This is a genomic window from Methylobacterium sp. CCH7-A2, from assembly GCF_001557075.1.
Classification (GTDB): Bacteria; Pseudomonadota; Alphaproteobacteria; order Rhizobiales; family Beijerinckiaceae; genus Allobosea; species Allobosea massiliensis.
In genome coordinates this window covers 1-24773 of record NZ_LSKN01000235.1, presented here as the reverse complement: position 1 = coordinate 24773, position 24773 = coordinate 1, and the positions used below count along the sequence as shown (strand labels likewise).

23 protein-coding genes are annotated in these 24773 nt (G+C 63.3%); 13 read left to right on the top strand and 10 right to left on the bottom strand.

Features of this window, described 5'->3' with window-relative positions; genetic code table 11:
- Positions 1 to 187: 187 nt before the first annotated feature.
- Entirely contained in the window at positions 188 to 580 is a 393-nt protein-coding gene (locus AX750_RS17355) for a cytochrome c family protein (protein WP_066721560.1), read from the top strand.
- A gap of 208 nt (positions 581 to 788) precedes the next feature.
- Positions 789 to 1670: a DMT family transporter gene (locus AX750_RS17350; RefSeq protein WP_066721562.1), complete on the top strand. Its 882-nt coding sequence runs from the start codon at positions 789 to 791 to the stop codon at positions 1668 to 1670.
- Between the two features lie 10 nt (positions 1671 to 1680).
- On the opposite strand, the gene hydA is transcribed toward AX750_RS17350, so the two are convergent.
- Positions 1681 to 3129, bottom strand: coding sequence for a dihydropyrimidinase (hydA, locus tag AX750_RS17345; protein WP_066721564.1), 1449 nt, complete (start codon positions 3127 to 3129; stop codon positions 1681 to 1683).
- A 238-nt stretch (positions 3130 to 3367) separates the two neighbouring features.
- On the opposite strand from hydA, the gene AX750_RS17340 reads away from it, so the two are divergent.
- On the top strand, positions 3368 to 4483 hold the full coding sequence (locus tag AX750_RS17340; RefSeq protein ID WP_066721566.1) for an acyltransferase: 1116 nt from the start codon (positions 3368 to 3370) through the stop codon (positions 4481 to 4483).
- Between the two features lie 22 nt (positions 4484 to 4505).
- Here the strand turns inward: AX750_RS17340 and AX750_RS17335 are convergent, their stop codons facing one another.
- The 5 genes from AX750_RS17335 to AX750_RS17315 form a co-directional block, all read right to left on the bottom strand.
- A complete protein-coding gene (locus AX750_RS17335) occupies positions 4506 to 5828 on the bottom strand; it encodes an O-antigen ligase (RefSeq protein WP_066721567.1) in 1323 nt (440 codons plus the stop codon).
- A 96-nt stretch (positions 5829 to 5924) separates the two neighbouring features.
- Positions 5925 to 6740, bottom strand: coding sequence for an ABC transporter permease subunit (locus tag AX750_RS17330; RefSeq protein WP_066721568.1), 816 nt, complete (start codon positions 6738 to 6740; stop codon positions 5925 to 5927).
- Positions 6737 to 7570, bottom strand: coding sequence for an ABC transporter permease subunit (locus tag AX750_RS17325; RefSeq protein WP_066721571.1), 834 nt, complete (start codon positions 7568 to 7570; stop codon positions 6737 to 6739). Before AX750_RS17325 ends, AX750_RS17330 begins: the two co-directional genes overlap by 4 nt.
- A 166-nt stretch (positions 7571 to 7736) precedes the next feature.
- A complete protein-coding gene (locus AX750_RS17320; protein ID WP_066721573.1) occupies positions 7737 to 8867 on the bottom strand; it encodes an extracellular solute-binding protein in 1131 nt (376 codons plus the stop codon).
- Positions 8868 to 8889: 22 nt separating this feature from the next.
- Positions 8890 to 10002, bottom strand: coding sequence for an ABC transporter ATP-binding protein (locus AX750_RS17315; protein ID WP_245282427.1), 1113 nt, complete (start codon positions 10000 to 10002; stop codon positions 8890 to 8892).
- Positions 10003 to 10125: 123 nt separating this feature from the next.
- Between AX750_RS17315 and AX750_RS17310 the strand changes: the two genes are divergently transcribed.
- The gene (locus tag AX750_RS17310; RefSeq protein WP_066721578.1) at positions 10126 to 10641 is read left to right on the top strand and encodes a hypothetical protein; all 516 of its coding nucleotides are present in this window, start codon (positions 10126 to 10128) and stop codon (positions 10639 to 10641) included.
- 176 nt (positions 10642 to 10817) lie between these two features.
- On the opposite strand, the gene AX750_RS17305 is transcribed toward AX750_RS17310, so the two are convergent.
- Positions 10818 to 12155, bottom strand: coding sequence for a dihydroorotase (locus AX750_RS17305; RefSeq protein ID WP_066721579.1), 1338 nt, complete (start codon positions 12153 to 12155; stop codon positions 10818 to 10820).
- A 118-nt stretch (positions 12156 to 12273) separates the two neighbouring features.
- Here AX750_RS17305 and AX750_RS17300 point away from each other — a divergent pair, with 118 nt between their 5' ends.
- Genes AX750_RS17300 through AX750_RS17290 form a run of 3 tightly spaced genes read left to right on the top strand, consistent with a single transcriptional unit; the run spans position 12274 to position 14416 of the window.
- Positions 12274 to 13158, top strand: coding sequence for a folate-binding protein YgfZ (locus AX750_RS17300; protein WP_066721581.1), 885 nt, complete (start codon positions 12274 to 12276; stop codon positions 13156 to 13158).
- Entirely contained in the window at positions 13155 to 13799 is a 645-nt protein-coding gene (locus tag AX750_RS17295; RefSeq protein WP_082735144.1) for a DNA-3-methyladenine glycosylase I, read from the top strand. Before AX750_RS17300 ends, AX750_RS17295 begins: the two co-directional genes overlap by 4 nt.
- Before the next feature lie 2 nt (positions 13800 to 13801).
- Entirely contained in the window at positions 13802 to 14416 is a 615-nt protein-coding gene (locus tag AX750_RS17290; RefSeq protein WP_066721583.1) for an HD family hydrolase, read from the top strand.
- Here AX750_RS17290 and AX750_RS17285 read toward each other — a convergent pair.
- The gene (locus tag AX750_RS17285; protein WP_082735145.1) at positions 14391 to 15671 is read right to left on the bottom strand and encodes a pilus assembly protein; all 1281 of its coding nucleotides are present in this window, start codon (positions 15669 to 15671) and stop codon (positions 14391 to 14393) included. The genes AX750_RS17290 and AX750_RS17285 overlap by 26 nt on opposite strands.
- A 245-nt stretch (positions 15672 to 15916) precedes the next feature.
- Here AX750_RS17285 and aceB point away from each other — a divergent pair, with 245 nt between their 5' ends.
- The 6 genes from aceB to AX750_RS17255 all read left to right on the top strand — a co-directional run bounded on the left by aceB (position 15917) and on the right by AX750_RS17255 (position 22101).
- Entirely contained in the window at positions 15917 to 17518 is a 1602-nt protein-coding gene (gene aceB / locus AX750_RS17280) for a malate synthase A (RefSeq protein ID WP_066721587.1), read from the top strand.
- A 561-nt stretch (positions 17519 to 18079) separates the two neighbouring features.
- Positions 18080 to 19474 (top strand): ISL3 family transposase, encoded by a 1395-nt coding sequence (locus AX750_RS17275; RefSeq protein WP_066721588.1) that lies wholly within the window; start codon positions 18080 to 18082, stop codon positions 19472 to 19474.
- A gap of 46 nt (positions 19475 to 19520) precedes the next feature.
- Positions 19521 to 20108 carry a hypothetical protein gene (locus AX750_RS17270; RefSeq protein WP_066721590.1) on the top strand — a complete coding sequence of 196 codons (588 nt, stop codon included), beginning with the start codon at positions 19521 to 19523 and terminating at the stop codon, positions 20106 to 20108.
- A gap of 125 nt (positions 20109 to 20233) precedes the next feature.
- On the top strand, positions 20234 to 20851 hold the full coding sequence (locus AX750_RS17265; RefSeq protein ID WP_066721592.1) for a hypothetical protein: 618 nt from the start codon (positions 20234 to 20236) through the stop codon (positions 20849 to 20851).
- Positions 20808 to 21308, top strand: coding sequence for a hypothetical protein (locus tag AX750_RS17260; protein ID WP_066721595.1), 501 nt, complete (start codon positions 20808 to 20810; stop codon positions 21306 to 21308). The genes AX750_RS17265 and AX750_RS17260 overlap by 44 nt, the downstream gene beginning before the upstream one ends.
- 181 nt (positions 21309 to 21489) lie before the next feature.
- On the top strand, positions 21490 to 22101 hold the full coding sequence (locus AX750_RS17255) for a hypothetical protein (protein ID WP_066721597.1): 612 nt from the start codon (positions 21490 to 21492) through the stop codon (positions 22099 to 22101).
- Here AX750_RS17255 and AX750_RS25635 read toward each other — a convergent pair.
- Positions 22092 to 23363 (bottom strand): AAA family ATPase, encoded by a 1272-nt coding sequence (locus tag AX750_RS25635; protein ID WP_197426636.1) that lies wholly within the window; start codon positions 23361 to 23363, stop codon positions 22092 to 22094. The genes AX750_RS17255 and AX750_RS25635 overlap by 10 nt on opposite strands.
- A complete protein-coding gene (locus tag AX750_RS25630; protein WP_082735147.1) occupies positions 23356 to 24564 on the bottom strand; it encodes a DUF262 domain-containing protein in 1209 nt (402 codons plus the stop codon). Before AX750_RS25630 ends, AX750_RS25635 begins: the two co-directional genes overlap by 8 nt.
- Positions 24565 to 24773 lie beyond the last annotated feature (209 nt).

Sequence of the window (24773 nt, the reverse complement as noted above, 5' to 3'; positions counted from 1 at the left end):
ACACTACGAAGGAGTCGCACGACATGCAATCGCTTTGGTCGTGCTTTTTGGACGGTTGGCCCCCGACGATCCGCAAGAGGCGCGAGGCCTGAAGACCAGAATGAGCGACGACGGGGTGATCGCCGGAACCTTTTCGCGCGTATCGTCTTCGTTGGAATTGGACGAAGTCTCGGAAAGGTCACACGCCATGAGACAGCTTGCCTACGCAGCCGCAGCCGGTTTCCTCTCACTCCTGCCCGCCACCGCCCAGGCACAGGATGTCGCCGCCGGCGAGAAGGTCTTCCTCCAGTGCCGGACCTGTCATCAGGTCGGCGAAACGGCCAAGAACGCCGTCGGCCCCGTGCTGAACGGGCTGTTCGACAACCGAAAGGCCGGGACGCATCCCGGCTATACCTATTCGGCGGCCTACAAGTCGCTCGACAAGGTCTGGAACGAGGACAATTTCCGCGTCTACATCAAGGATCCGCGCGGCGTCACGCCCGGCACCAAGATGATCTATCCGGGCCTCAAGGACGATGCCCAGATCACCAATCTGATCGCCTATCTCAAGCAGTTCGGCCCGGACGGCAAGAAGAAGTAAGTCCCGGCCACAAACCTCCCGACTGCCTCGCGCCCCGGCTCGCCGGGGCGCTTTTTGTTGGAGCCGATGCGCAGGCGCAGCAGGGCCACCCCCACGGCATGGCTCTGGCCATCCGCTTGGATCTGTGGTGCCGATGAGACGCCGCTAGGAACGCGCCGCTCGATGATCTCTCCGCTCGCGAAAGCTGCGTTGCCCCGGCAGGTCGCCCTTGTCTGAGGCGGAGAGCGCAGCCGCCACCAAAGCCCGGCGCGACATCCTTATCGGTGCCGCGCTGATGGTGGTGTCGACCTTCTGCTTCGTCAGCCTCGATTCGATCCTGAAGGCACTCGCGGCACGGCATGACGTGCTGTTCCTCGCCTGGGGCCGCAACCTCTTCCAGGTCATCTATCTGGTCGCCGTCATGCCGCTCTTCGGCGCGCGCCGGATGCTGGTGACGCGCCATCCCGTCATCCAGCTTGGCCGCGGCGCGGCCTTGGTCGGCACCACGGTCTTCATCGTGCTGGCGCTCAAATCCATGCCGCTGGCCCAGACCTATGCGATCACCTTCTCGGCGCCGCTGATCGCGACCATCCTCGCCATGGTCTTCCTGAAGGAGCGCCCATCGCTCAGGCGCTGGGCCCTGATCCTGATCGGCTTTGGCGGCGTCATGGTCGCGCTGCAGCCGACGGCACCGGGCGCCGGGAGTTTTCTGATCTTCCCCCTCGCGATGGCGCTGTGCAATGCCGGCTATCACGTGCTGACGCGCGCTATCGCCGCCGATGAAGACCCGTTGGCGATGCTTTTCCAGGTCGGCTTCTTCGCCTTCCTGCTGACCTCGCTCGCCCTGCCCTGGTCGTGGTCGCGGATGGAGCCCTGGGAATGGGGCGTGCTGGCGGTGGGCGGAGCCTTCGGCACGCTCGCCCATCTCCTGCTGATCGAGGCCTTCCGCCGCGCGCCGACCGCGGTCATCTCGCCGATGATCTATTCGCAGATCATCGCCGCCTGCCTGATCGGCTATCTCGCCTTCGGCGAGGTGCCGACAGTGGCGACCCTGCTGGGGGCGGCCATCGTCGTCGCCAGCGGCGTGGCGCTGATCCGCTCGCGCGGCTAAGGCAGCTCCGTCACCGGTAGCGCCCGGCCGGCGCGAACGATGTCGGCAACTGGCCAGCGGGCGCGGCCAAAGCCGAGCGCTCGCGCGCGACATGCCCGCCCTGCCCTGGTTTGCCGACGAGCTGGCCGTCGCGCACCAGCACCTGTCCGCGCAGGATCGTGGTCACCGGCCAGCCCGTCACCGCAATGCCCTCATAAGGTGTGTAGTCGCTGCCATGGTGCAGCAGCGACTGGCTGATCGTGACCTCGCGCTTCGGGTCCCAGATCGCCATGTCGGCATCCATGCCGATCGCGATCGAGCCCTTCTTCGTCAGCCCATAGGTCTTGGCGTGGTTCGTCGAGGACAGCGCGACGAACTGGTTCAGCGTGATCCGCCCCTTGCCGACGCCTTCAGAGAACAGGATCGGCAGTCTTGTCTCGACGCCCGGGATGCCATTGGGCACCCAGCGGAACGACGTCCTGCCCTTCGGGATCAGCTTGCCGGCCGGGTCGTCATAGCGGAACGGACAGTGGTCGGAGGAGAAGACGTTGAAGATGCCGTTCGACAACCCCTCCCAGCAGGCCTGCTGGCTGGCGGTGTCGCGGGGCGGCGGCGAGCAGACATATTTCGCGCCCTCCATGTTGAGGCCGTCCATGTCCTTCTCGGTCAGCACGAGATATTGCGGGCAGGTCTCGCCATAGACCTTGAGGCCCCGCGACCGGGCTCGTGCGATCTCCTCCATCGCCTCGCGGTTCGAGACATGGACGATCATCACGGGGACATCGACGAGTTCGGCGAGCGAGATCGCGCGATGCGTCGCCTCCCGCTCGACGGGAATCGGCCGCGAGGTGCCGTGGAACTTCGGCGCGATATGGCCGCCCCGCTCCAGCCGGTCGGTCAGGAAACGGATCGCGTCGTAGTTCTCGGCATGGACCATGACGAGCGCGCCGGTCTCGCGCGCCACCGACATCACCTCCAGCATCTCGCGGTCGTTCAGGGCGAGCCCGTCATAGGTCATGAAGACCTTGAAGGAGGTGTAGCCGTCCTCGATCAGCGCCGGCAGATCCTGCCCCAGCACCTGCTCGCTCGGCTCGGAGATGACGAGGTGGAAGGAGACGTCGGTGTAGCAGCGCCCCTCCGCCAGCTTGTGATAGTCCTTCACCGTCTGGCGCAGGGACGTGCCCTTCTCCTGCATGCAGAACGGCATCACCGTGGTGTTGCCGCCAAAGGCGGCCGAGAGCGTGCCCGAGGCGAAATCGTCGGCCATGACGATGCCCTCGCCGCTCGGCTGGGCGATGTGGACATGGCTGTCGATACCGCCGGGCAGGACGAGATGGCCGGTGGCGTCGATGGTCTCCTTGGCCGGCCCGAGATCATGCCCCAGCGCCACGATCGTCCCGTCGCGCACCCCGATATCGCAGGAGAAGGTGTCGGAGGCGGTGGCGACCGTGCCGCCGGCGATGACGAGATCGTAGCTCATGAAGGCTTCCTGGCGCAGACGCGACCGCGCGGTCCCTCCGCCGGACACAAGTTTCATGCCGCGCGAGTGTGCGGCGATGGAGGCCCTGCCGCAAGCACGGAACCGGGGTCACCGGCCCGCGGGCGGAGGCCCTCCGTTAACCATAAAGCCGATCGGCGGTGGGCTTTCACCCTGTCGCCGTGCACAACGTTAAGACGGCGTTAACCATCCCGCGCCGATCGGCGGAGTTTTTCCTGACATGATCGGCTCCAGCCGTCCGGCTCCGAGTGCAGGCGACATCCTGCGTGCCCATCGCGGCGAAGGTCCGGGCTTCAACGCGCTGCGCCTCTACCTCTCGATCCTGATCCTCGCGGCCCATTCCGGCTGGATTGCGGGCGCCGACGTCAGCCAGGACTGGACCGGCCTAAAAGGCATCCTCCTGCTCAGCCTGGTTCCGGCCTTCTTTGCGCTGAGCGGGTTTCTCGTCACCGGCAGCGCCGTCCGCGTTGCGGCCGTGACGCCCTTCCTCGGTCTGCGCATTTTGCGGATCGCGCCGGCCCTGCTGGTCGAGGTCTCGCTCTCGGCGATCGTTCTGGGGCCGCTCTTCACCACCTATCCCTTGATCGACTATGTCCGCGACATCCGTTTCATCGAGTATTTCGGCAACATCGTCGGCCGCATCCGCTTCGAGCTGCCGGGCGTCTTCGAAACCAATCCCCTGCCCAACACGGTCAACCAGAACCTCTGGACCCTGAAGCCGGAATTCTACTGCTACATCCTGATGGCGCTGATGATCGGCGTCGGCGTGCTGCGCCACCGGCTGCTGCTGCCCTTCGGGCTGCTCGGCCTCGCCTGTGCCGGAACGGCGGCCGCCTATCGCTTCGGCTTCGGGGCCCAGCCCGGCAACTACCATTGGTCGGTGGCCGTGCTCCATTTCCTCGCTGGCTGCGTCTTCTACCAGTGGCGGGACGCGTTGAAGATGCACTGGCTGCTCTTCCTTGGCGCTCTCGCTGCGGCGATGCTGCTGATGGCGGGCGATCGCGAACTGGGCTTCCTCGTGGCGCCGTTCCTGACCTATTGCGTGATCTATATCGGCCTGCTGCCGCTGCAGTTGCCGACGTCGATCAACCGCCTCGACATTTCCTATGGCATCTATCTCTACGGCTTCCCGATCCAGCAGGCGCTGATCGCCAAATTCGCCATCCTCCACGGCTCCGGAGCGCTGCTCTTCGCCGCCTCGCTGCCCCTGACGATCATCTTCGCGCTGCTGTCCTGGCTCTACGTCGAGAAGCCCTTCCTGAGGCTGAAGCGACGCATCGTCATGCCGGCGGCCGGCCCGACCGCCGAGACCATCGCACCCGCGGCCGCGCGCTGAAGCCGGTGCAGCGACTGCGGCCTCAGCCCTGTCGCACGCCCATCCGGCTGGTGAGTTCCAGTGTCAGGACGGAGAAGGCCGCCAGCAGCCAGATCGGCTCGGCCCGGTTGAGGAAGAAGGATTCGAGCATCCCGACATAGGTCAGGAACATCACCATCATCGCTCCGAGATCGGCGAGGCGGCGGCGCTGCGGGTCGGCCTGCGCGGCGAGATAATTCCCCAGCGGCTTGATCATCAGCACATAGATCATCACCAGACCGCCGGGGACGCCGAACATCAGCAGCGCGTCGAGATAGCTGTTATGGCCGGAGCCGATGCCGCGGATGTCCCAGCTCGCCTCGAAGTTCTCCTCCAGCCGGGTCACCACCGGCGTCTGCCAGAAACTGACATAGCCATAGCCGAGCCAGGGCTTCTCGGCGATCTTGGCGGCGGCGAATTTCCAGATCTCGTCGCGCCCGGTGAAGGTCGGGTCGGCGTTGATCGCCGCGGAAAGCTTGAGCAGCGCCGGCGAGAACACGGTGCCCACCGTCAGAGCGCCGACCAGCAGCACCATGCAGGCATGCATGATCAGCATCAGCCGCGGCCGCCCCGTCAGGCGCGCCAGCAGCACGAGCCCGATCGCGATCGGCAGGAACCCCATCGTCGTCTTCGACCCGCTGTTGAGCACGAAGACGACGCTGAGCAGCACGATCGCCGCGCCGCGCCAGCGCAGCCCCATGCGCCAGACATAGATCCCGATCATCGCCACCATCGAGAACACCGGGGCGGCGTAGTTCTTGTGCGTGAGATGCCCGCGCCAGTGGCCGGCATGCACGCCCTCGACACCTTCCGAACCATGGATCGCCAGCGACGGCGCCAGCAGCAGCGCGGCATAGACCAGAGCGAGCAGCGCCAGCGTCGCATGCGCCGCCGCGGTGGCGAAGCTCTGCTCGCTCCAGGGCAGCAGCAGCACGCCGGCGACCAGCACCATGGCGAAGCTCGCCAGCAGCAGCGCCCGGAAGGAAGCCTCGGAATCGACCGCCTGCGGCAGCGAGAACGCCGCGACCGCGAAGACGATAATCAGGCTGCTCGTCCCCAGCCGCGCCAGCGCCGCCCGCTCGCAGAACGCCGCCATCGCGCCGCCATAGATCAGCGCGAGCGTGACATAGCCGATCTGGTTGACGATGTTGCCGCTCGACTCGCCTTCGAGCGTCTGCGGCGGCCCGGCAAAGGGCTGCAGCGTCAGCAGCAGCAGGAACAGCCCGAAGCCCGAGAGGAAGGCGGCAATCGCCCGCGCACGAGCCTGCGCCGCGCGCGGATCGATCGCGCCCTCGCCGCCCTTCGTCTCGCCCGCCGTGATCGACATGCCGCTCCGCTGGCCCTTCCGGCCGCAGGGGCCGAGACCGACGATAAGGGCGCGAAGCTTAAGACCCTGTAGCCGCGATCCGCGAAAGCCCGCCCCTCACGTCCCGACCTTGGCGAGCACGTCGGCCCGCAGGAAGCGCTCGATGAACAGCATGAACAGCACCGAGGGCACGAGCAGGATCAGCGCCGTGATCGAGGCGACCTGATAGTTGCCGCCCATCGCCGCATTGTAGAGCAGCAGCGGCAGCGTCGTGACCTGCGGCACGCCGACGAAGAAGGTCCCGGTGAACTCGTCGAGCGACTCCAGGAACACGAAGATGCCGCTCGCGATGATGCCCGGCGCCGCCAGCGGCAGCGTCACGGTGAAGAAGGCCCGCAGCGGCGAGGCGCCCATGTTGCGCGCCGCCAGTTCGAGATCCTTGTCGACCGCGGCAAAGGCCGCCGCCGCGATCCAGACCGAGAACACCAGCCCATGCGCGGCATGGACCAGCACCACCGCCAGCACCGTGCCGTTGATGCCGAGCTGGTAGAAGATCCGGGCGACGTTGATGTAGATCGCCACCGACGGAAACGCCTGCGGCAGCAGGAACATCAGCATGAACAGCGCCCGCATCGGCAGCCTCAAGCGCGCCAGCGCATAGCCGGCGGGAATCGACAGGGCGAGCGCAAACAGCACCGTCAGCACCGCGATCCAGACGCTGGTGCCGAGCGAGGCCATGGCGTCGCCCGTCGGCCGGAAGACCTGCTCCCAATAGCGCGTGCCATAGGTCACCGGCAGCTTGTATGGCGTGTACCAGCGCTCGGCGACGGACCAGAGCGCGAGGTTCAGGATCGGCCCGATCAGGACGAAGGCGAAGGCGGCGAGCAGGCTCGCGGCCAGGACCGTGCGGGCGGAGGAGGCCAGTCTCGTCATCGCGGCGCCTCCTGCGACAGGCCGCGGCGCAGATACAGGATCGCGGCCCCCGCGCTGATCAGATAGGTGATGACGCCGAGCGCATTGGCGGTGGCGTAGTCGCCATAGGCGTTGATGCGGAAGGCCATGTCGACGGTCAGCATGGTCGGCTGCGAGCCCGAGACCATCAGCGGGACCGACAGCACCGAGAGCATCGTCACGAAGGAGAGCACGAGCGCGACCAGCAGCGTCTGCATGACCTGCGGCAGCGCGAGTTCGATCAGCACCCGCAGCCGCGAGGCGCCGAGATTGCGGCCGGCCTCCAGCGTTGCCCGGTCGATCGAGGCGAGGGCCCCCGCCAGCAGCAGCGCCACGAAGGGCGTCTGCTTCCAGACGAAGGTGGCGATGATGCCGCGCCAGTCGAGATAGCTCACCGCCTGCAGCGGCTCCATCAGCCCCAGCGAGACGAAGCTGTTGTTCATCAGCCCGTTCTTGGCGAGGAAGGTGCGCATGCACTGCGCCGCGACGATGAAGGGAATGAACAGCGGCCAGCGATAGAGCGCCTTCAGCGTGCCGACGATGTAGCGGTTCTCGCCCAGCGTCAGCGTGCCGGCGATGATGATGGCGGCCAGCGCCGTCAGCGCGCAGGAGGTGAGCACGATCACCACCGTGAAGACCATGTCGGTCGAGTAGAGCTCGAACGCCTTGGCGAACCACTCCAGCGTGAACGCGCCGTCCTTGCTGAAGGCGGAGATCAGCGAGAAGCCGAGCGGATACAGAAACAGCGCCGCGACAAGCACGAGGCCGGGCGTGATCAGCAGCAGCGCCAGATGGCGTTGGGAGAGGCTCATTCCACTGCGCTTTTCGAAGGAGGAGCGGCCCGGCATCGAGCCGGGACGGAGGCTTGCGTCATGGTCGGGCTTGACCCGACCATCTCTCAGACCAGCGGGCTAGAGGCCGAGATTCTCGGGTCTGCGCTGCGCTTCGCCCGAGAATGACGTGGCGTGGGATGCCGTCTCAGTTCGCGACCTTCTTCTCGTAGCCCTCGAGGATGTCGTTGAAGTAGGGCGCGATCGGGAAGGCCTTGCCGTTCTTGGCGAGGTCGGCCGGGGTGACGTCGACGAAGAGCTTGTCCCAGGCGGCCTTGTCGAGCTTGCCCTCGAGGTTGGCGGCGTCGATGCCCGGATACCAGTTGAACTTCTTGACGATGCCGTCGGCCTGGACCTGCGGCGAGGTGGCGAGCGCGATGAAGGCCTCGGCCAGCTTCTTCTGGCCGGCCTTGGCGGGCACGGCATAGTACATCGGCTGGCCGGGCATGCCGGGCGAGATCAGCTTCAGCTTCATGTTCGGCGGCAGCTTGCCGTCGGCCTGCCAGGAATAGAACATGTCGACCCAGACCGGGCCGATCGCGATCTCGCCACGGTTGAGCATGTCGAGCGTGCCGGCATTGCCGGGGGTGATCGTGGCGTTCTTGTTGAACTCCTTGAGATCGGCGAAGGCCTTGTCCCAAGTCGTCTTGGTGGCAGCGTCATAGGGGCCCTTCATCAGCTTCTCGGCGTCGCCGCCGAAGGCGTAGACCCAGCCGGCGACGAAGGAGACGCCGGACATGCCGCCCTTGATGCCGTTATAGCCGAACTGTTTCGGGTTCTTCTTCGCCCACTCCGCCAGCTCGGCGAAGGTCGAGGGCGGCGTCTTGACCATGTCGGCATTGTAGGCGAGCGCCGTCTGCGACTGGAACATCGGGATGACATAGCCCGAGACGTCGGTGCCGAGCGCATTTTTGGCCGCCTCGCCGGTGGCGAGCTTCGCCGTCGGGACATTGGCGGTGTATTTGTCGAGCAGCCCTTCCCTGACCATCTGGCCGGCGGCCTTCTGGTGGATCACGACGACGTCGAAATCGGTCGTCGCCGAGCCCTTCTGGGCGTCGAGCTTCTCGTAGATCTTCTGCGAGCCGGAATCGCCCGCGCCGGTCCCGACCGAGACGACCTTCACGCCGGGATTGGCCTTCTCGAACATCGGGCCGAGGAAGTCCTTGACGTAGTCGACCATGTTCTGGTCGCCGGCCGAGGCGACGTTGAGGGTCTGGGCCGAAAGCGGGGATGCCGCCATCAGCGCCGCGAGCGAGCAGGCAATCGTGAGGATGCGCATGGGAGACTCCTGTGGTGGGACGTCAGGCGGCGATCCCGGCCTCGGACGCCGGGAAGATGTGCAGGCGCTGCAGCGGGATGCGCAGGCCGATCGTGGTTCCGAGTTCGTGGCGGTCGGCGTCGTCGACCGTGATCTGGCGGCCGGCGGCCTCGACCCGGTAGCGATAGACCCCGCCCGGATAGGCGCGCGCAGCGATTGTGGCGGGGACCAGCAGATCCCCGCCCGCCGCTGCGTCGCTGGCGTCGAGCCTGGCGACATCGTCGCGGAAATAGGCGACCGCCTCGCCGGCCGGCAGCGCCTGGGCTGCCTCCGGCGCGAGCCGCGCCATCGCCGTGCCGGCGATGACAGAGGCGCCGCCCTCGGCGCGCGCCACATGCAGCGGCAGAACGTTCTCCGCGCCCATGAAATTGGCGACGAAGGCGCTGGCCGGACGGTCATAGACCTCCTCCGGCGTGCCGACCTGGGCGACGCGCCCCGCCTGCATGATCACCAGCCGGTCGGCCATGGTCATGGCCTCCTCGCGGTCATGCGTGACATGGACCGCGGTGAGCCCGAGCCGCTGCTGAATGGCGCGGATCTCGTGGCGCATCACCATGCGGATTTTGGCGTCGAGATTGGAGAGCGGCTCGTCGAGCAGGAGGATACCGGGGTCGATGGCCAGCGCCCGGCCGAGCGCGACGCGCTGGCGCTGCCCGCCCGACAGCGCCGTGACCTTGCGGTCCTCATAGCCGGAAAGGCCGAGCATCGCGAGCAGCGCGCCGACCTTGGCCGCGATCTGCGCCTTCGGCACGCCGCGCAGCTTCAGCCCGTAGCCCATGTTCTGCAGCACGGTCATGTGCGGCCACAGCGCATAGGACTGGAAAACCATCGCCATGCCGCGCTTCTCGGGCGGCAACGGGGCGACGTCCTGCCCACCGACCAGGATCGCGCCGGACTCGACCGGCACGAAGCCCGACAGGGCGCGCAGCAGAGTGGTCTTGCCGCAACCAGAAGAGCCCAGCAGCGCAGTGAAGCTGCCCGGCTCGAAATCCAGGCTGACGCCATGCAGCACCCGCGTGCCGCCATAGGCGACTTTCAGGTCGCGCACGGCGATCGACGCGCCGCTGCGCGGCCCGTTGGGCATGTCGGTTGGCACGGTGCCATCTCCCTAAACGCGCATTTTGCTCGGCTGAAATGGAATGAACCTTCCATTTCCGATACGCTTGGAGCAAACATAACGTCTGTGTCGGACCGTGTGCAATAGGTTTATGAAGCTCTGATGACAGCCCCGATCCACTCCCTCTGGCTCATGCCCGCGGCCGAAGACGGCGCCCGGCTCGCGAGCGTCCTCGCCGATCTCTCCGCCCGCTTCGGCACGCCCCTCTTCACGCCACACCTCACCATCGCAGGCGATACCGACAGGCCGGTGACGCAGCTCGCGACCGAGATCGCAGCCGCAGCCGCAGCCGACGAGGTCGCGGCTTTCTCCGGGGAGGTGCTGGGGATCGAGACGAGCGAGACTTTCTTCCGCTCCTTCTATGCGCGCTTTGCCGTGTCGGCCCCGCTGGCCGCGCTCAAGCAGCGGCTCGACCCGCAGGCGCGCGAGCCCTTCCTGCCGCATGTCTCGCTGCTCTACGGCCCGGTCCCCGCCGGCCCGAAAGCGGAGGCCGCCGCGCAGGTGTCGACCGCGCTCACCGGCCGCCCGATCCGCTTCGACCGCCTCTGTGTGGTGACGTCGGGCCAGGACGTGCCCATAGCCGACTGGCGCATTACCGAGACGGTGACGCTTGGGTGAACCTCCACCGTCATTCCGGGGCTTCGCGCAGCGAAGAGCCCGGAACCCAGATCCGCTGATGGTTCAGCAATAGGCGGGGCGATCGCCGCCCGTCTCGTCATGGACAGTGTTCATGGGTTCCGGGCTCAGGCCTTCGGCCTGCCCCGCAATGACGACAGTGGTTCAATCGCGAACCCTCACCCCCGCGGCAGCGCCTCGAGGAACCGCGCCGGCTCGCCCTGCGAGGGTGTCACGATCTCGGCCTCCCACATCACCTTGCGGCCGCGCACATAGGTGCCAACCGGCCAGCCGGTGACGGTGACGCCGTCATAGGGCGTCCAGCCGCATTTCGAGGCGCCCCAGGCGTTGGTGATCGTCTCGCGCCGCTTCAGATCGACGATGGTGAGGTCGGCGTCGTAGCCGGCGGCGATGCGTCCCTTGCCCTCCATCCCGAAGATGCGCTGCGGCCCGTGGCTGGAGAGATCGACGAAGCGCTCGAGCGTCAGGCGGCCGGCATTCACATGGTCGAGCATGATCGGCACCAGCGTCTGCACGCCCGGCATGCCGGAATGGCTGGCGGGATAGGCGTGGTGCTTTTCCTCATGCGTGTGCGGCGCATGGTCGGAGCCGAGCACGTCGACGATGCCCTGTGTGAGCCCCCACCAGATGCGCTGGCGGTGACTGTCGTCGCGGATCGGCGGGTTCATCTGGGCATAGGTGCCGAGCCGCTCGTAGCAGTCCGGCGCGACCAGGGTCAGGTGGTTGGGCAGCACCTCGACCGTGGCGACATCCTTGTGGTCCTTCAGGAACAGCATCTCGTCGCCGGTCGAGATGTGCAGGACATGCACCCTGGCCCCCGTCTCATGCGCGATCCGCACCAGACGCTGCGTGCAGGTCAGCGCCACCTCCGGCGAACGCCAGACCGGGTGGCTCGCCGGGTCGCCCGTGACGCGCAGGCCCATCCGCTCGCGCAGCATGGCCTCGTCCTCGGAGTGGAAGGCGGCACGCCGGCGCGTCTGGCGCAGGATCGCGGCGACGCCCTCATCGTCCTCGACCAGCAGGTTGCCGGTCGACGAGCCCATGAAGACCTTGATGCCGGCCGCGCCCGGCAGGCGCTCCAGTTCGGGGATGTCCTTCACATTCTCATGCGTCCCGCCGACCCAGAAGGCGAAGTCGCAATGCATGCGGTGCTGCCCGCGCGCGATCTTGTCGGCCAGCGCCGCCTCGCTCGTGGTCAGGGGATTCGTGTTGGGCATCTCGAAGACGCAGGTGACGCCGCCCAGCACGGCCGCGCGCGAGCCGGTCTCGAGATCCTCCTTATGGTCGAGCCCCGGCTCGCGAAAATGCACTTGGCTGTCGATCACGCCAGGCAGGATGTGCAGCCCCGTGCAATCGACGACCTCCCCGGCCGAGGCGCGCGAGAGATCGCCGAGCGCCATGATCTTGCCGCCGGTGATGCCGAGGTCGCGCTGCACGCGCCCGTCATGGTTCACCACCGTGCCGCCCTTGAGGATCACGTCGAAGGTCTGCGGCATGGCGGGTCTCCCGGTCGGTCTGCAATGAACCGCGATTAGCCGAAACGACGGGCGCTGGCGAGTTGAGAACGCGCGCGAAGCCGCCTACCTATCGCCTCTGTCCGCTGGAGCCGATGCCATGCCCGTCACCCATCTGATCGACCGTGGCGTCATCCGTGTCGCCGGCGAGGAGGCTCGCCCCTTCCTGCAGAACCTCGTCACCAACGACCTGGAGGCGGTGACGCCGGACAAGGCCGGCTATGGCGCGCTGCTGACACCGCAGGGCAAGATCATCTGCGATTTTCTCATCGTCGCGGTCCCCGAGGACGAGGGCGGTGGCTTCCTGCTCGACACGCCCCTGCTCCAGACCGCCGACCTGATGAAACGCCTCAAGCTCTACAAGCTGCGCGCCAAGGTGACGCTGGACGACCTCACGGAGGCGACAGCCGTGGTCGCCGCGACCGATGGCGGCGCGCTACCGGCCGATAGCGGCCTCGTCTATGCCGATCCGCGCCTGCCGGGCCTGGGCCAGCGCGCCCTGATCGACCGCGACGCCGTCACCGAGATCGCGACCGCCCCCGCCGACGACTGGCACGCGCGGCGCGTCGCGCTCGGCATCCCCGAGGGCGGGCGCGATTTCGCCTATGGCGACGCCTTCCCGCATGAGGCGCTGCTCGACCAGACCGGCGGCGTCTCCTTCAAGAAGGGCTGCTATATCGGCCAAGAGGTCGTCTCCCGCATGCAGCATCGCGGCACCGCCCGCACCCGCGTCGTGCCGGTCGTCTTCGAGGGCGGCATCGCGGCCGAGACCGGCGCCGAGGCGATAGCCGGCGGCAAGCCGCTGGGCCGGATCGGCTCCGGCGCCAACGGCCGCGCGCTCGCTCTGCTCCGGCTCGACCGTGTCGCCGAGGCACAGGCGGCCGGAGAGCCCCTGCTCGGCGGCGGCATGGCCTTCACGCTGGTGAAGCCGGATTTCATCCGCTTCCCCTTCCCGGGCGAGGCGGGCTTCGGAGCCGCGGCATGAGCGATGCGATCACTGCCGGCGAGGAGCGCGTCGCCATCGCAGGGCCCGACGGCAAGTTCCGCTGTCGCTGGCCGGGCAGCGACCCGCTCTATCTCGCCTATCACGACACCGAATGGGGCGTGCCGGAATACGACTCCCGCGCGCTCTGGGAGAAGCTGATCCTCGACGGCTTTCAGGCCGGCCTGTCCTGGATCACCATCCTGCGCAAGCGCGACGCCTTCCGCGCCGGCTTCGCGAACTTCGATCCGGAACAGGTCGCGCGCTTCACGGAAGCCGATGTCGCCCGCCTGCTCGCCGACCCCGGCATCATCCGCCATCGCGGCAAGATCGAGGGCACGATCAAGAGCGCGCGCGCCTATCTCGCCATCAGCGAGCGCGAGCCCTTCGCGGATTTCCTCTGGAAGCATCTCGACGGCCGCGTCCTGCAGAACAGCTTCCGCACGCAAGGCGAGGTGCCGACGCAGACTGCGATCTCCGAGGCGATGGCGAAGGAGTTGAAGAAGGCCGGCTTCACCTTCTGCGGCCCGACGATCGTCTACGCCTTCATGGAGGCCTGCGGGCTGGTCAACGACCACCTCACCGGCTGCTTCCGCTGGCAGGAATGCGCCGCCCTGGCGCGCGACCTCAAGCCCGCCGCCTGACCATGGCCCGCGCCCCCGCCCCGCCTCGCGCCTGGCAGCGCATGCTGTCCGGACGCCGGCTCGATCTGCTCGACCCCTCCCCGCTCGATGTCGAGATCGAGGACATCGCCCATGGGCTCGCCCGCGTCGCGCGCTGGAATGGCCAGACGCAAGGGCCGCACTCCTTTTCGGTGGCGCAGCACAGCCTGCTGGTCGAGGCGATCGCCGATCATCTCAACCCCAATTGGTCGCAGGCCTGGAAGCTGATGGCGCTGCTGCATGACGCGCCGGAATACGTCATCGGCGACATGATCTCGCCCTTCAAACTCGTAATGGGCGACGCCTATAAGGCGGTGGAGACGCGCCTCCTCGGCGCCATTCATCTGCGCTTCGGCCTGCCGGCGGCCCCGCCCGCGATGCAGAAGCGCAAGACCAAGGAGGCCGACACCATCGCCGCCTTCCTCGAGGCGACGGAACTGGCCGGCTTCTCGCGCGACGAGGCGCTGCGCTATTTCGGCCGGCCGCAGGCGCTGCCGCGGGCGGTAACCGTGCTGTTGCAGCCGCTCGACACCCAGGCCGCGCAGGAGCGCTTCCTCGCGCGCTTCGCGGCGCTCACTGCGTCAGGCGGATCTGGCTGATCTCGCGGGCGATCTGCTGGAAGACGGGCGTGAGCTGCGCGGCGTTGCTGACCTCGTAATACATGCTCGGCGTGCTGGCGCAGTTCTGCAGCAAGGTGCGGTCGCCATTGATCACGCGCACCGTGTACACGCGGATACCGGCATCCTTGGCGCTCTGGCAGGCGAGCTTGGTGCGATCGTCGATTGCGCTGCCATTGGTCGTGAAGCGGTTCTGCGTGTTCTCGCCGTCGGTGAGCAGGATCATGTACTTCTGCAGGCGCGGCGTGTTGAAGGCCTTCGCCCCGGTAAAGGGTGCGCCCGGCGTCAGCGTCGCCATGCCCCAGTTCGCGCCGATGGTGACGTTGGTGTTCCCCACCGGAGTCATCGCATTGATCGCGTTGGTCAGGGCCGTCCAGTCGGATGTCAGCGGCGTGATCGGCGCCAGCGTCGACTGCGCGCAGAAATCCGCCGGGTACAGCGTCGCATAAGCCGAGACGGACTCATTGTCCTTGACGTCGTTGGGCTGGTCGCGGTCGCTGATGCAGCCGGTCCAGCTCGACTTGTTGATTGTGACCGTGTTGGCGATCCAGTTGCCCCAGCGGTCGCGGGACCAGGTCGTCTGCGTCTGGTCGAAGCGCAGCCAGGATTCGTCCTTCAGCGAGGTCGAGACCTTGACCTGCGTGGCGAAGGGCACGACCGAAATGCGGATCTGGTCCGTCGTCAGCGTCGCTTCCTTCATGATCTTGATCAGGTCGAGCGAGGCGGCCTTCAGCGCGTCCATCTTGCCGGACGAGGCCATCGAGCCCGTATTGTCGAGCGCCAGCGCCAGTTCGATCGTATTGGTGCCCCAGGTCGACTGGGCCGAGCTCGCCACCGCGATGCTGTTCTGGCCCATCACCCGCGCCAGGCTGGTGTCGACGGCGAGGTTGGCGCCCACCGTGATGATGCGGTTGGTGCGGTCGATGGAGATGGTGGCACTGGTGAAGCTCTTGGCCGCCTCGCCGCTGAGATTGGCCGCGATCCACTTGTTGATCCGCTCGCGCAATTCGCTGTCGCTGAGCTTGGTCGCGTCGCGCGCCGCCATCAGGGCCGCCGAGTCGACCGCCGAGTTCAGCATCATCCGCGCTTCGCTGGCGCGGGAATAGTCGATGGTCGCGCCCGTCAGCCCAATGATCGGGACCATGGCGAAGCTGAACATCACCATCACATTGCCGCGCTCGTCCGAGCGCAGACGCCTCAGCCATTTCAACCGCTTCAGCATGGCAGGCACTCTCATGGCTATCCCCCGATACCCGCCACCATCAAGAAGGAGCCTCTGTTGCAGCCGGCTGAATCCGATCGCTCGAATTGTCGGGATCGCCCTGGTGGACGGCTTTTGATGAAAAATGGTCAGGTCGTTCGATGGGGCACGTCAGCCCATTCTTTCCATTTGGGCAAAGGTCCTGACCTTTTTGCGCTCTTTCGTGAAGGATGCTTGCGGGCGATAAGGGGCGCCAGCACAAGCCAGCCGGAGCGCGAGCCATGACCGAAGCTTCCCTCACCCTACCCAAGGGCGTCGTCGTCAAGGGCGCGCTCGCCGCGCGCTATGACGAGGTGCTGAGCCATGATGCGCTCGCCTTCGTCGCCGATCTGCACCGCCGCTTCAACGAGACGCGCAAGCGCCTGCTGGCGCTGCGCGCCGAGCGGCAGAAGCGCTTCGACGCCGGCGAGACGCCGGACTTCCTGGCCGAGACCCGCCATATCCGCGAGGGCGACTGGACGGTGGCGCCGATCCCCGCCGACCTGCTCGACCGCCGCGTCGAGATCACCGGCCCGGTCGACCGCAAGATGATCGTCAACGCGCTGAACTGCGGCGCGAAGGTCTTCATGGCCGATTTCGAGGACGCCTCCTCGCCGGTCTGGGCCAACATGGTCGAGGGCCAGATCAACCTGAAGGACCGCTGGGCAAACGCGATCGACTTCACCGACCCGACCACCGGCAAGGCCTACAAGCTGTCGGCCAAGCCCGCCGTGCTGATCATCCGCCCGCGCGGCTGGCACCTGCCGGAGCGGCATATTCTGATCGATGGAGAGGAGGCCTCGGGCTCGCTGGTCGATTTCGGGCTCTATCTCTTCCATAACGCCAAGGCCGCCCTGGCGGCGGGCTCCGGCCCCTATTTCTACCTGCCCAAGCTCGAGAGCCATCTCGAGGCGCGCCTCTGGAACGACGTCTTCGTCGCGGCGCAAGGAGCGCTCGGTCTGAAGACCGGCACGATCAAGGCCACCGTCCTGATCGAGACGCTGCCGGCCGCCTTCGAGATGGACGAGATCCTCTACGAGCTGCGCGACCACATGGCCGGCCTGAACTGCGGCCGCTGGGACTACATCTTCTCCTTCATCAAGAAGCTCGCCCGCAACCCGGCCTATGTCCTGCCCGACCGCTCGCAGGTCGTGATGACCAAGGCCTTCCTGAACGCCTATTCGCTGCTGCTGATCAAGACCTGCCACCGCCGCGGCGCCTTCGCCATGGGCGGCATGGCGGCGCAGATCCCGGTCAAGAACAATCCCGAGGCCAACGCCGCCGCCTTCGCCAAGGTCAAGGCCGACAAGGAGCGCGAGGCCGGCAACGGGCATGACGGCACCTGGGTCGCCCATCCCGACCTCGTCCCCGTCGCCATGGAGGTCTTCGACCGGCTGATGCCGCAGGCCAACCAGCTCGACAAGAAGCGCGACGATGTGCAGGTCACGGCGCAGGACCTGCTCGAAGTCCATCAGGGCACGCGCACCGAAGAGGGCTTCCGCGAGAACATCCGCGTCGGCGTCCAGTATCTCGAGGCCTGGCTGCGCGGCCGCGGCGCGGTGCCGATCTACAATATGATGGAGGACGCCGCGACGGCCGAGATCAGCCGCGCCCAGATTTGGCAGTTCGTCAGCTACGGCGTCGAACTCGAAGGCGGCACCAAGGTCACCCCCGACCTGTTCAGGCGCTGCCTCACCGAGGAGATGGCCCGCGTGAAGACCGAACTCGGCGCCGAAGCCTACGACAAGGGCCGCTTCCCCGAGGCGATCGCGCTGTTCTCGGACCTCTCGCTCGCTCCGCAGTTCGAGGATTTCCTGACCCTGCCGGCCTATGGGAAGCTGTGAGGGGCTAAGGCACTAATGATGCGAGGGCGCCGCCGCGAGGCGGCGCCTTTTTCGCCTTGAATCGCGTGCAGCGGAGCAAAGCAAAAAAATCAAACCGATCCACGCACTTAATAAGATTAAATTTTTTCAAATACTCATATAATAGAATATCAAAATGTATTTTTTGATAGAGAACTAAATACCATTCAATCCGATAGCCTTAGACAAAGAAGACATGAAGCGCTTGATGGCGCGCGTACGGCCTTTTTTAGAAACCCAATGCTTCAGAGCATGGTTAGTGAACGCAATTTCATCCATTCTCAATTTATATGAAACGTTTTTATACCTATCGTGATAATTTTGACCTTGAGTCGAAGACAAAGAATATTCTAGATTGTCGACCTTTCGTCCAATTCGTTTGGCAAAATTAGCTAAGCTAGATTCAGCCGAATCTAAAAATGGATATGCGGTATGTCACGTGGAATAAATAAAATTTGATACGTTAAGGATAGGTCATCTGCGGGATGAGCTGTGGGACACCCGGTAGCACGTTGGTTACCCCCATGATGCCATGGTCGACCTATGAACATCCATATTCCGTCGCTGGGCGATATGCTCGGCCTGCCCGATCTCAGGACGATCACCGTCCTCTCTCAACCTGATGAGAAGCTGATCGTCGTCCAGTCGCTACTGGACCGGCCGGCGTGCCCATCCTGCACCAAAGAGCCGAGATGGGTCCATAAGCACGGACCGATCGAGCAAGAGTTCCGCGACATCCCGCACGGCGAGCCAACCGTCCTCAAGCTGCGGCGAAATCGCTTCAAATGCAGCTCGTGCGGCCATACGTGGATGGAGAAGATCCCGTCCCTGGATGACGGGCGGCTCATGACCAAGCGGCTACGCCAATTCATCGTGAAGCGCTGCCTCAAGGACACCAATTACAGCGTCGCCGACGACGTCGGTCTCGACGAGAGCACGATACGAGCCGTCTTCAAGGACTTCGTCGAGGAGATGGAGCGCAACGATCGCCGAGAGACGCCGCCTGTGCTCGGAATCGACGAGATCCACCTCAAAGGAGCACTTTGCGTCCTGACCGACCTTGAGGGAAAGAAGATCTTCGATCTCCTGCCGTCCCGCACTAAGGACTATCTCGACCCCTACCTCGGCGCCTTGCCAGGCAAAGAACGGGTGAAGGTCGTCGTCGCCGACATGTGGCGGCCTTATCATGACCTCGCGCGCGTCCACTTTCCCGGACGCCCCGTCGTCGTCGACAAGTTCCACGTTGTGCGCTTCGCCCAGAAGGGACTGGACGAGATTAGGAAGCGCACCGGCCGCAGGCTGAAACACGAGCAGAAGATCCGGCTGAAGGACGAGCGCTTCCTCCTGCTCACGCGGGAGCGATCGCTAACCGACGAGGAATGGCACCGCATCCAGCCTTGGCTCGCCGAGTTTCCCGACCTGCGCGCAGCTTACGAAACCAAAGAACGCCTCTCGGCCCTATACGAAGTCGGCGATCGGGATGAGGCGGCGCGCTTACTAGGGGACTGCCTCCGGAAGATCCCATCGCACCTGGACGGCGACTTCGAAGGGCTCCTCAGCATCGTCAAGAACTGGCGGCCTGAGATCCTCGCTTACTTCGACCACCGCTTCACCAACGGCTTCACCGAAGGCGTCAACGCCGCGATCCGACAGATCGACCGGCAAGGCCGCGGATACAGCTTCGACGTGCTGCGGGCTCGCCTCCTCTACAAGGAGGTGACAGTGAAGGGACGCTCGTCGATCCGACGAAAACCACGTCGCCACGACGATTCAATGTCGTTCATGGTGTTCGGCGCCGAGGATCGAGACGTCGTCTACGAGAGGCTGATCGTGCCGGCCACCACGACCTACCGCCGGCGCACGATAGCCGAATTTCAGACTGAGTTGGCAGCGTGGCTTTTGGAGGAACCGGGCGCCAGCCACCCGGACCAAACCTGAGAGGAAGCAGGGGCAGAAAATTGGGGACCGACCCCCGGAGAGCCCTGTGAACCCAACATCGACGAGCTCGCGCAACCTGATCGGCCTCTACAGGGCCTGGCGCCTGGACGGGGCGGAGGACCTGCCGCATCCGACCGAGAGCGCCCCGGATCTCCACATCGAGATGCGGATCGCGACGTTCCTCGTCAAGCCAGCCGGAACGATGGCGCTGTCGGCCACCATCGCGCGACGCGAGGCCTTCCCGCTCGAGGACTTCGAAGTGGAAGAGCTCGGCACGCGGTTCGTCGACGATGCCACCGTTGCGTACATGGACGGCCTCGGAAGCTGGATTGAGTTGCCGGCCAGCGGCAAGCTCGGCCTCGTCAAGAGGACTAGGACCTGGTTCGTAACGCTCGGACGAGCCCGGCTGATCACGGATCCGGCAGACTTAGCCGCGACGCTGAAGCGCCACAGCCTGCCGGAGGCCTGGGCCACGGACCGCGACAGCGAGGCATGGAAGCCGGCGCCCTGGCGCGGCCCGAGCATCGAGGAGTTCGTCGAGCGCATGAACGACTTCGTTGGCGAGTACAACGAGCGCGAGGCGCGGCATAGGAAGAAAGCTGCGACAAGGTCGCGCGACGGGTTCGAGCTCTAGCGATTACGGCGCTTCGTCCATCAAAGAATCCGTCGCCAATGGACTTTAGAGAGGATCGTGAGAAGATCGTCGCGGATCAAGATTGATTGCCGGCCTCCATAGAAAGACGGATAATGCCTGCTGAAATGAATACGGAGATCCTTGAACAGGCCTTCGACGATCTCGGACAGATGGCCAGGGATAGCGGCCTCATATGCGAGATCGCCGTCTACGGCGGCGCATCGCTGATGCTCGCCACAGACGCCCGCGATGTCACGAAAGACGTAGACGCGGCTTTCCTGAAGGAAGGCGAGTTCATCGCGAACGCAGCCAAGACCATCTCGGGGAAGCGAGACCTGCCTCAGAATTGGCTAAACGAGGCAATCGCCCACATGGTCAACGGACGCGTCGGGCCGCCCTCGAAGTTGACGCTGTTCGGCGAATATCCTCGCGACGACAACGTCCCGGGCCTGCGCGTTCACCTCCCGACGCCGGAATATATCCTCGCCATGAAGCTGATCATCTCCCAGCGAGACGACATCGAGAAGGCAAGTCGAGATCGCGACGACGTCGTGAGCCTTATGCGCATCACGAAGAGGTGCGATAAGGAGAGCATGCTCGCGACCGTGAGAAACTTCTTCCCGACGGTGAAGGGCGTCGACCACCGGATCATCGCCCGCATCGAAGACGCCATTGCCAGAGAGACCGAAACGAGACCCCATGATACCAGCAGGCAGACCTGGAACGCTCAAAGAGGTCGTTAGAAGGACGCTGACCGGCGAGCAGAAGCTCGTCGTCGCGCTCAACGAGTTCCTCGACGAATTCTACGCCGATCCGGATGCTGCCAGCCGCTTGTCCCGAATCTCCGAGGAGCCAGCCCTGACGGAGCAACCCCACATCGACGCCTACATCGGCGCCGCTGGCGAGCATCTCGCGCGCCGCTGGCGGATCGGACTCCCGCCCGACTGGGTCGACAAGAAGAAGCGCTTCCTCAAGGAGCCCTGGTTCCCTCCTGGAGTCGATGCGGAAAAGCCCTTTCTCCTCGCCGAGAGCCCCATGGCATTCCGTCGGCGGATGCTGTTCGTTGAAGCCGAGCCGCTCCGGCGCCTGCGCATGCCGCACGACGAGCGCTGGTACGCGTATGAGCAACAGCGCACCGGCATCGACTGGCGAGAGCTCGATAAGACTCCTCTGCCAAGCCAAGAAGTCGTCTCGTCATAGGGCGTCAGGTATCTCACGTTCTCGAATTTCAATGGCGAACTATCCCGACTGGAACCAATCCGGGTCGGCATCCCGCCGATACACCGTCGTCATCGGAAGGGGACGTGGACTGGATCCAAGATCCATCGGCTTCGCCTGGGCCGGACGTGCAGGGAACATCTGTCAAGCCAAGGCGAAGGCGATGGCCGATGCAGACATGACGTGGCGGGTCCTCCTGGCCTTCTACGGCAAGAAACCCGTGCCATTCCCTTACACAATCCAGCTCGTGACCTCTGAGGACATGAGCTACAGCAACTTCATCGGCATCGGAAAACACGCCTACGTCGCGTTAGGCGAGACCGAAGGCGATCCGTCTGCCGTAGGCATCGCGGAAGAGCACGTCGTCGCAGCCGCCGATGCCGCGATGCGCTGCGCCTACAAAAAGGCCGTCCTGCCAACAGAGTCCGCGGATGTCTGGATGGACTATGGCTGGAGAAACCACGAAGAGATCTCCAAGGTCCTGATCCTCACGACGCATGTGCTCGTAAAATATCACACTCAGCGCTTAGACACGTTCTCGGTTCATGGCCCGCTACGAGCGGTCGCCATCGCCGCCGCGATGGCGATGAGCTACTTCGACTTCATGCCGCGTAGCACCGCTCCAATCGAGGTGCCGCGCAGTGCCACGCTGAGAGCGGCTGCAGTGCGATGGCGGGCCAAGCCCACGAGCGACGACGTAGCCATCGTCTGTTCGTTTCTCAGCAACGCCGGGCTAGCACTCGAAGCAAAAGCGTTCACGCGCGCCTACGAATGATCGCAGCCTATCCCACAGCGGCCTGAAAAACAGGTCTTTCGAACAGAAACAACCCCACAATTCAAACCGCATATCCCTAAAAATTCAACTTCCATCTCCTTTACAAAAGGTAAAAACACGATCGGATTTGCAGTCTTCCAACTCGCCGATTTCTGCCTCATATCCCCGTCCAATACGCCCACAAATGATATAGACGTTAGTCCTGATGGAATATTCTCAAGTCTTGTTTTAATCTCACCAGCACCGTTTATACAGACATGGATCTCAACAAAGCAAGCACTATTGATTTCATGTTCCGCAATTAGCTCGTAAAGGACATCTCGAGCGAGGTTATCTTCTACGAACAGCACGGCTTGACGCCTGGGTTGGAGACCGAGACGCGCCAAAATCTTTGTTTTCGATTCTATGCCAACAGGCAATATCGACTGCCTTCCAGCGCGCCGAATCGAAACCAGCGAACGATCCGGCACCTCTGAAGCAATAGTGGGAGAGTGCGTAGAAATAACAAGACACAGCTTAAGTTTTAAAGTATATCTCGCAAGCAAACCAAATATTGCAAAATGACTCAGCGGCGGAAGATGAGCTTCAGGTTCTTCAATTATAAGAATACTATAAGGAGGCGCCGTGGAAATAACCCATGCAAGATAAAATACAGAAAGCTCCCCTGTCGCCATCGAATTTGAATTGTAAATCAGGCCATCCATTTCAACTTCAAAAATTGGCACGTTTCTATCACCAATCTCTGTTTCATAAAATGAAATTCTATCATAAGACTTAGAGCAAACCAAAGAAACCAAATCGACCAAGCTTCTATCAAAAAACTTCCGACCTGCTCCTTCTTTAAGTACGTCGAAATCCTCATCCGCAAGCGCAAACTGAATCTCCGCAGTTCTCGCCTCAAGTCCCACAAAACGGACTCCCGTCTGAACTCCTGCCGGAGCCTGATCTAATGTAAATATCCCTCTGTAATCCCCCTTCATTTCAGCTGGAAACGCGACATTCACCTCAGCAAAAGCCCCGGATAATCGACTCATATTCCTCGGCGCGGGGTCATCTTCGCCGCGGAGCGACGAATAGAGTAGCTCCAACAGCGTTGTTTTTCCGACACCTGTTCCACCGCAGATGACCAAGAAGCCTCCTTTTGGATTGATAACACAATCTGCAAAGCCGGAGAGGTTCTTGATTCTAAACGATTCGATAGATGGAGCCGCTGCTTTGTGACGAGAGCTGAGATCTTCTCGCAGTTTATTGAGTTCAGCCAATCGCACGGCGCGACTCCCACTGGCGCGCTAAGCGATACTCCGCCATTGCGCGCTCCGCTACGTCGCTTGGAAATTCCGATAAAATATACAGAGTACTATTTACAACCTCAATCCGATCGCCAAGAGTCGGAGAATGCCTTAAGAATGATGGGTAAGCAGCAACGAAAGAAACAGCAAGGCACATATCTCTCAAAACCACAGAGGCAGTATCATTCACGCGAGAAGAGGCTCGATCGTTAAATATCGAAGCAATAACCTCCAGCGTTCGAACCCCCACGCTATCACTCAACCTAGATTTTAACCAACTGGTGTCACTCAGTCCGAGTCGAACAGCTTCGAATGCAGCAAAAAACTCCGAAAAATCGGATTGCGCTTCTTCGCTTTGCCCGACTCCATAATATGAATAAAAATACAACCAGGAGAATAAGCTAGCTTTATTAAGCCGAGTTCTAACGTTATTTACAATTATTAATTTAGATATCGCAAATATTGAACGCGCAATTCGATCTAGAATGCCGGACGGAAACGAATTTCCGGCCCTATATCGTCTCTCGAGCACGCTAGCTGTAACCTTCTCACTTAAAGATCCAAGTTCAAGATAAATTGCAACGCGCGCGATAGTGTCGTCAAAATTCATGCGAGCATTAGTAAAACCGATACCATAGCCTGATATCTGTTCTTCTAAAAGGCGTACTAAATCACGAACCTGATTACGAGGCGCCCCTATCAAAGCATTTCGCTGCTCAGCAGCAGTCAATGCCGTCAGCTGATTCAGTCTGAAAAATAGCTCGCCCGGTTCCTCTGGATTAAAATCCCTAAGCCTGACCGTAGTTATTGTAAATCGACGAAATTTTGACTTTATTCTTTCAGGTAGCTGCGAGTAAAATGAACCGTGAAGAGATATTATTTCTTCGTCTTCCGGCTCAATGCGACCGTCTACTGTAAATCTATCCTCCATAAAATCGATTATTGCTCTAAGCCTTTGCTGACCGTCAAGAATTTCCTCTCGGTCAAATTCATCTACTACCACAATGTGAATGGCTGGCACATACCATTGCCGCAAAATCGTATCGATGAGGCGCCGCTTCTTTGACTCAGCCCACACTTGGCCGCGTTGGAAACTCGGCTGTAGATCGATCTCGCTTCGCCGGACTTTATCGACAAGGGTCGAAATATCGACGGAGGATTGGTCTATTCGCATTGCACGCTCAGAGTCCGGGTTCTCGACAACCGCACCATAGCGCTCTTAGCAGGCTCGCACAGCTAAGAGAAAGCGCCGAAACCGAATCCACGACTGAAGTTTATCCCCGCCTCCCACACCGCCCTTACTCTGCCACCACCTCACCCCCGAGGGGCAGCCATCCGGAAGGCAAGCCGTTGGTGGGCTGTCTCTTATACACATCTGACGCT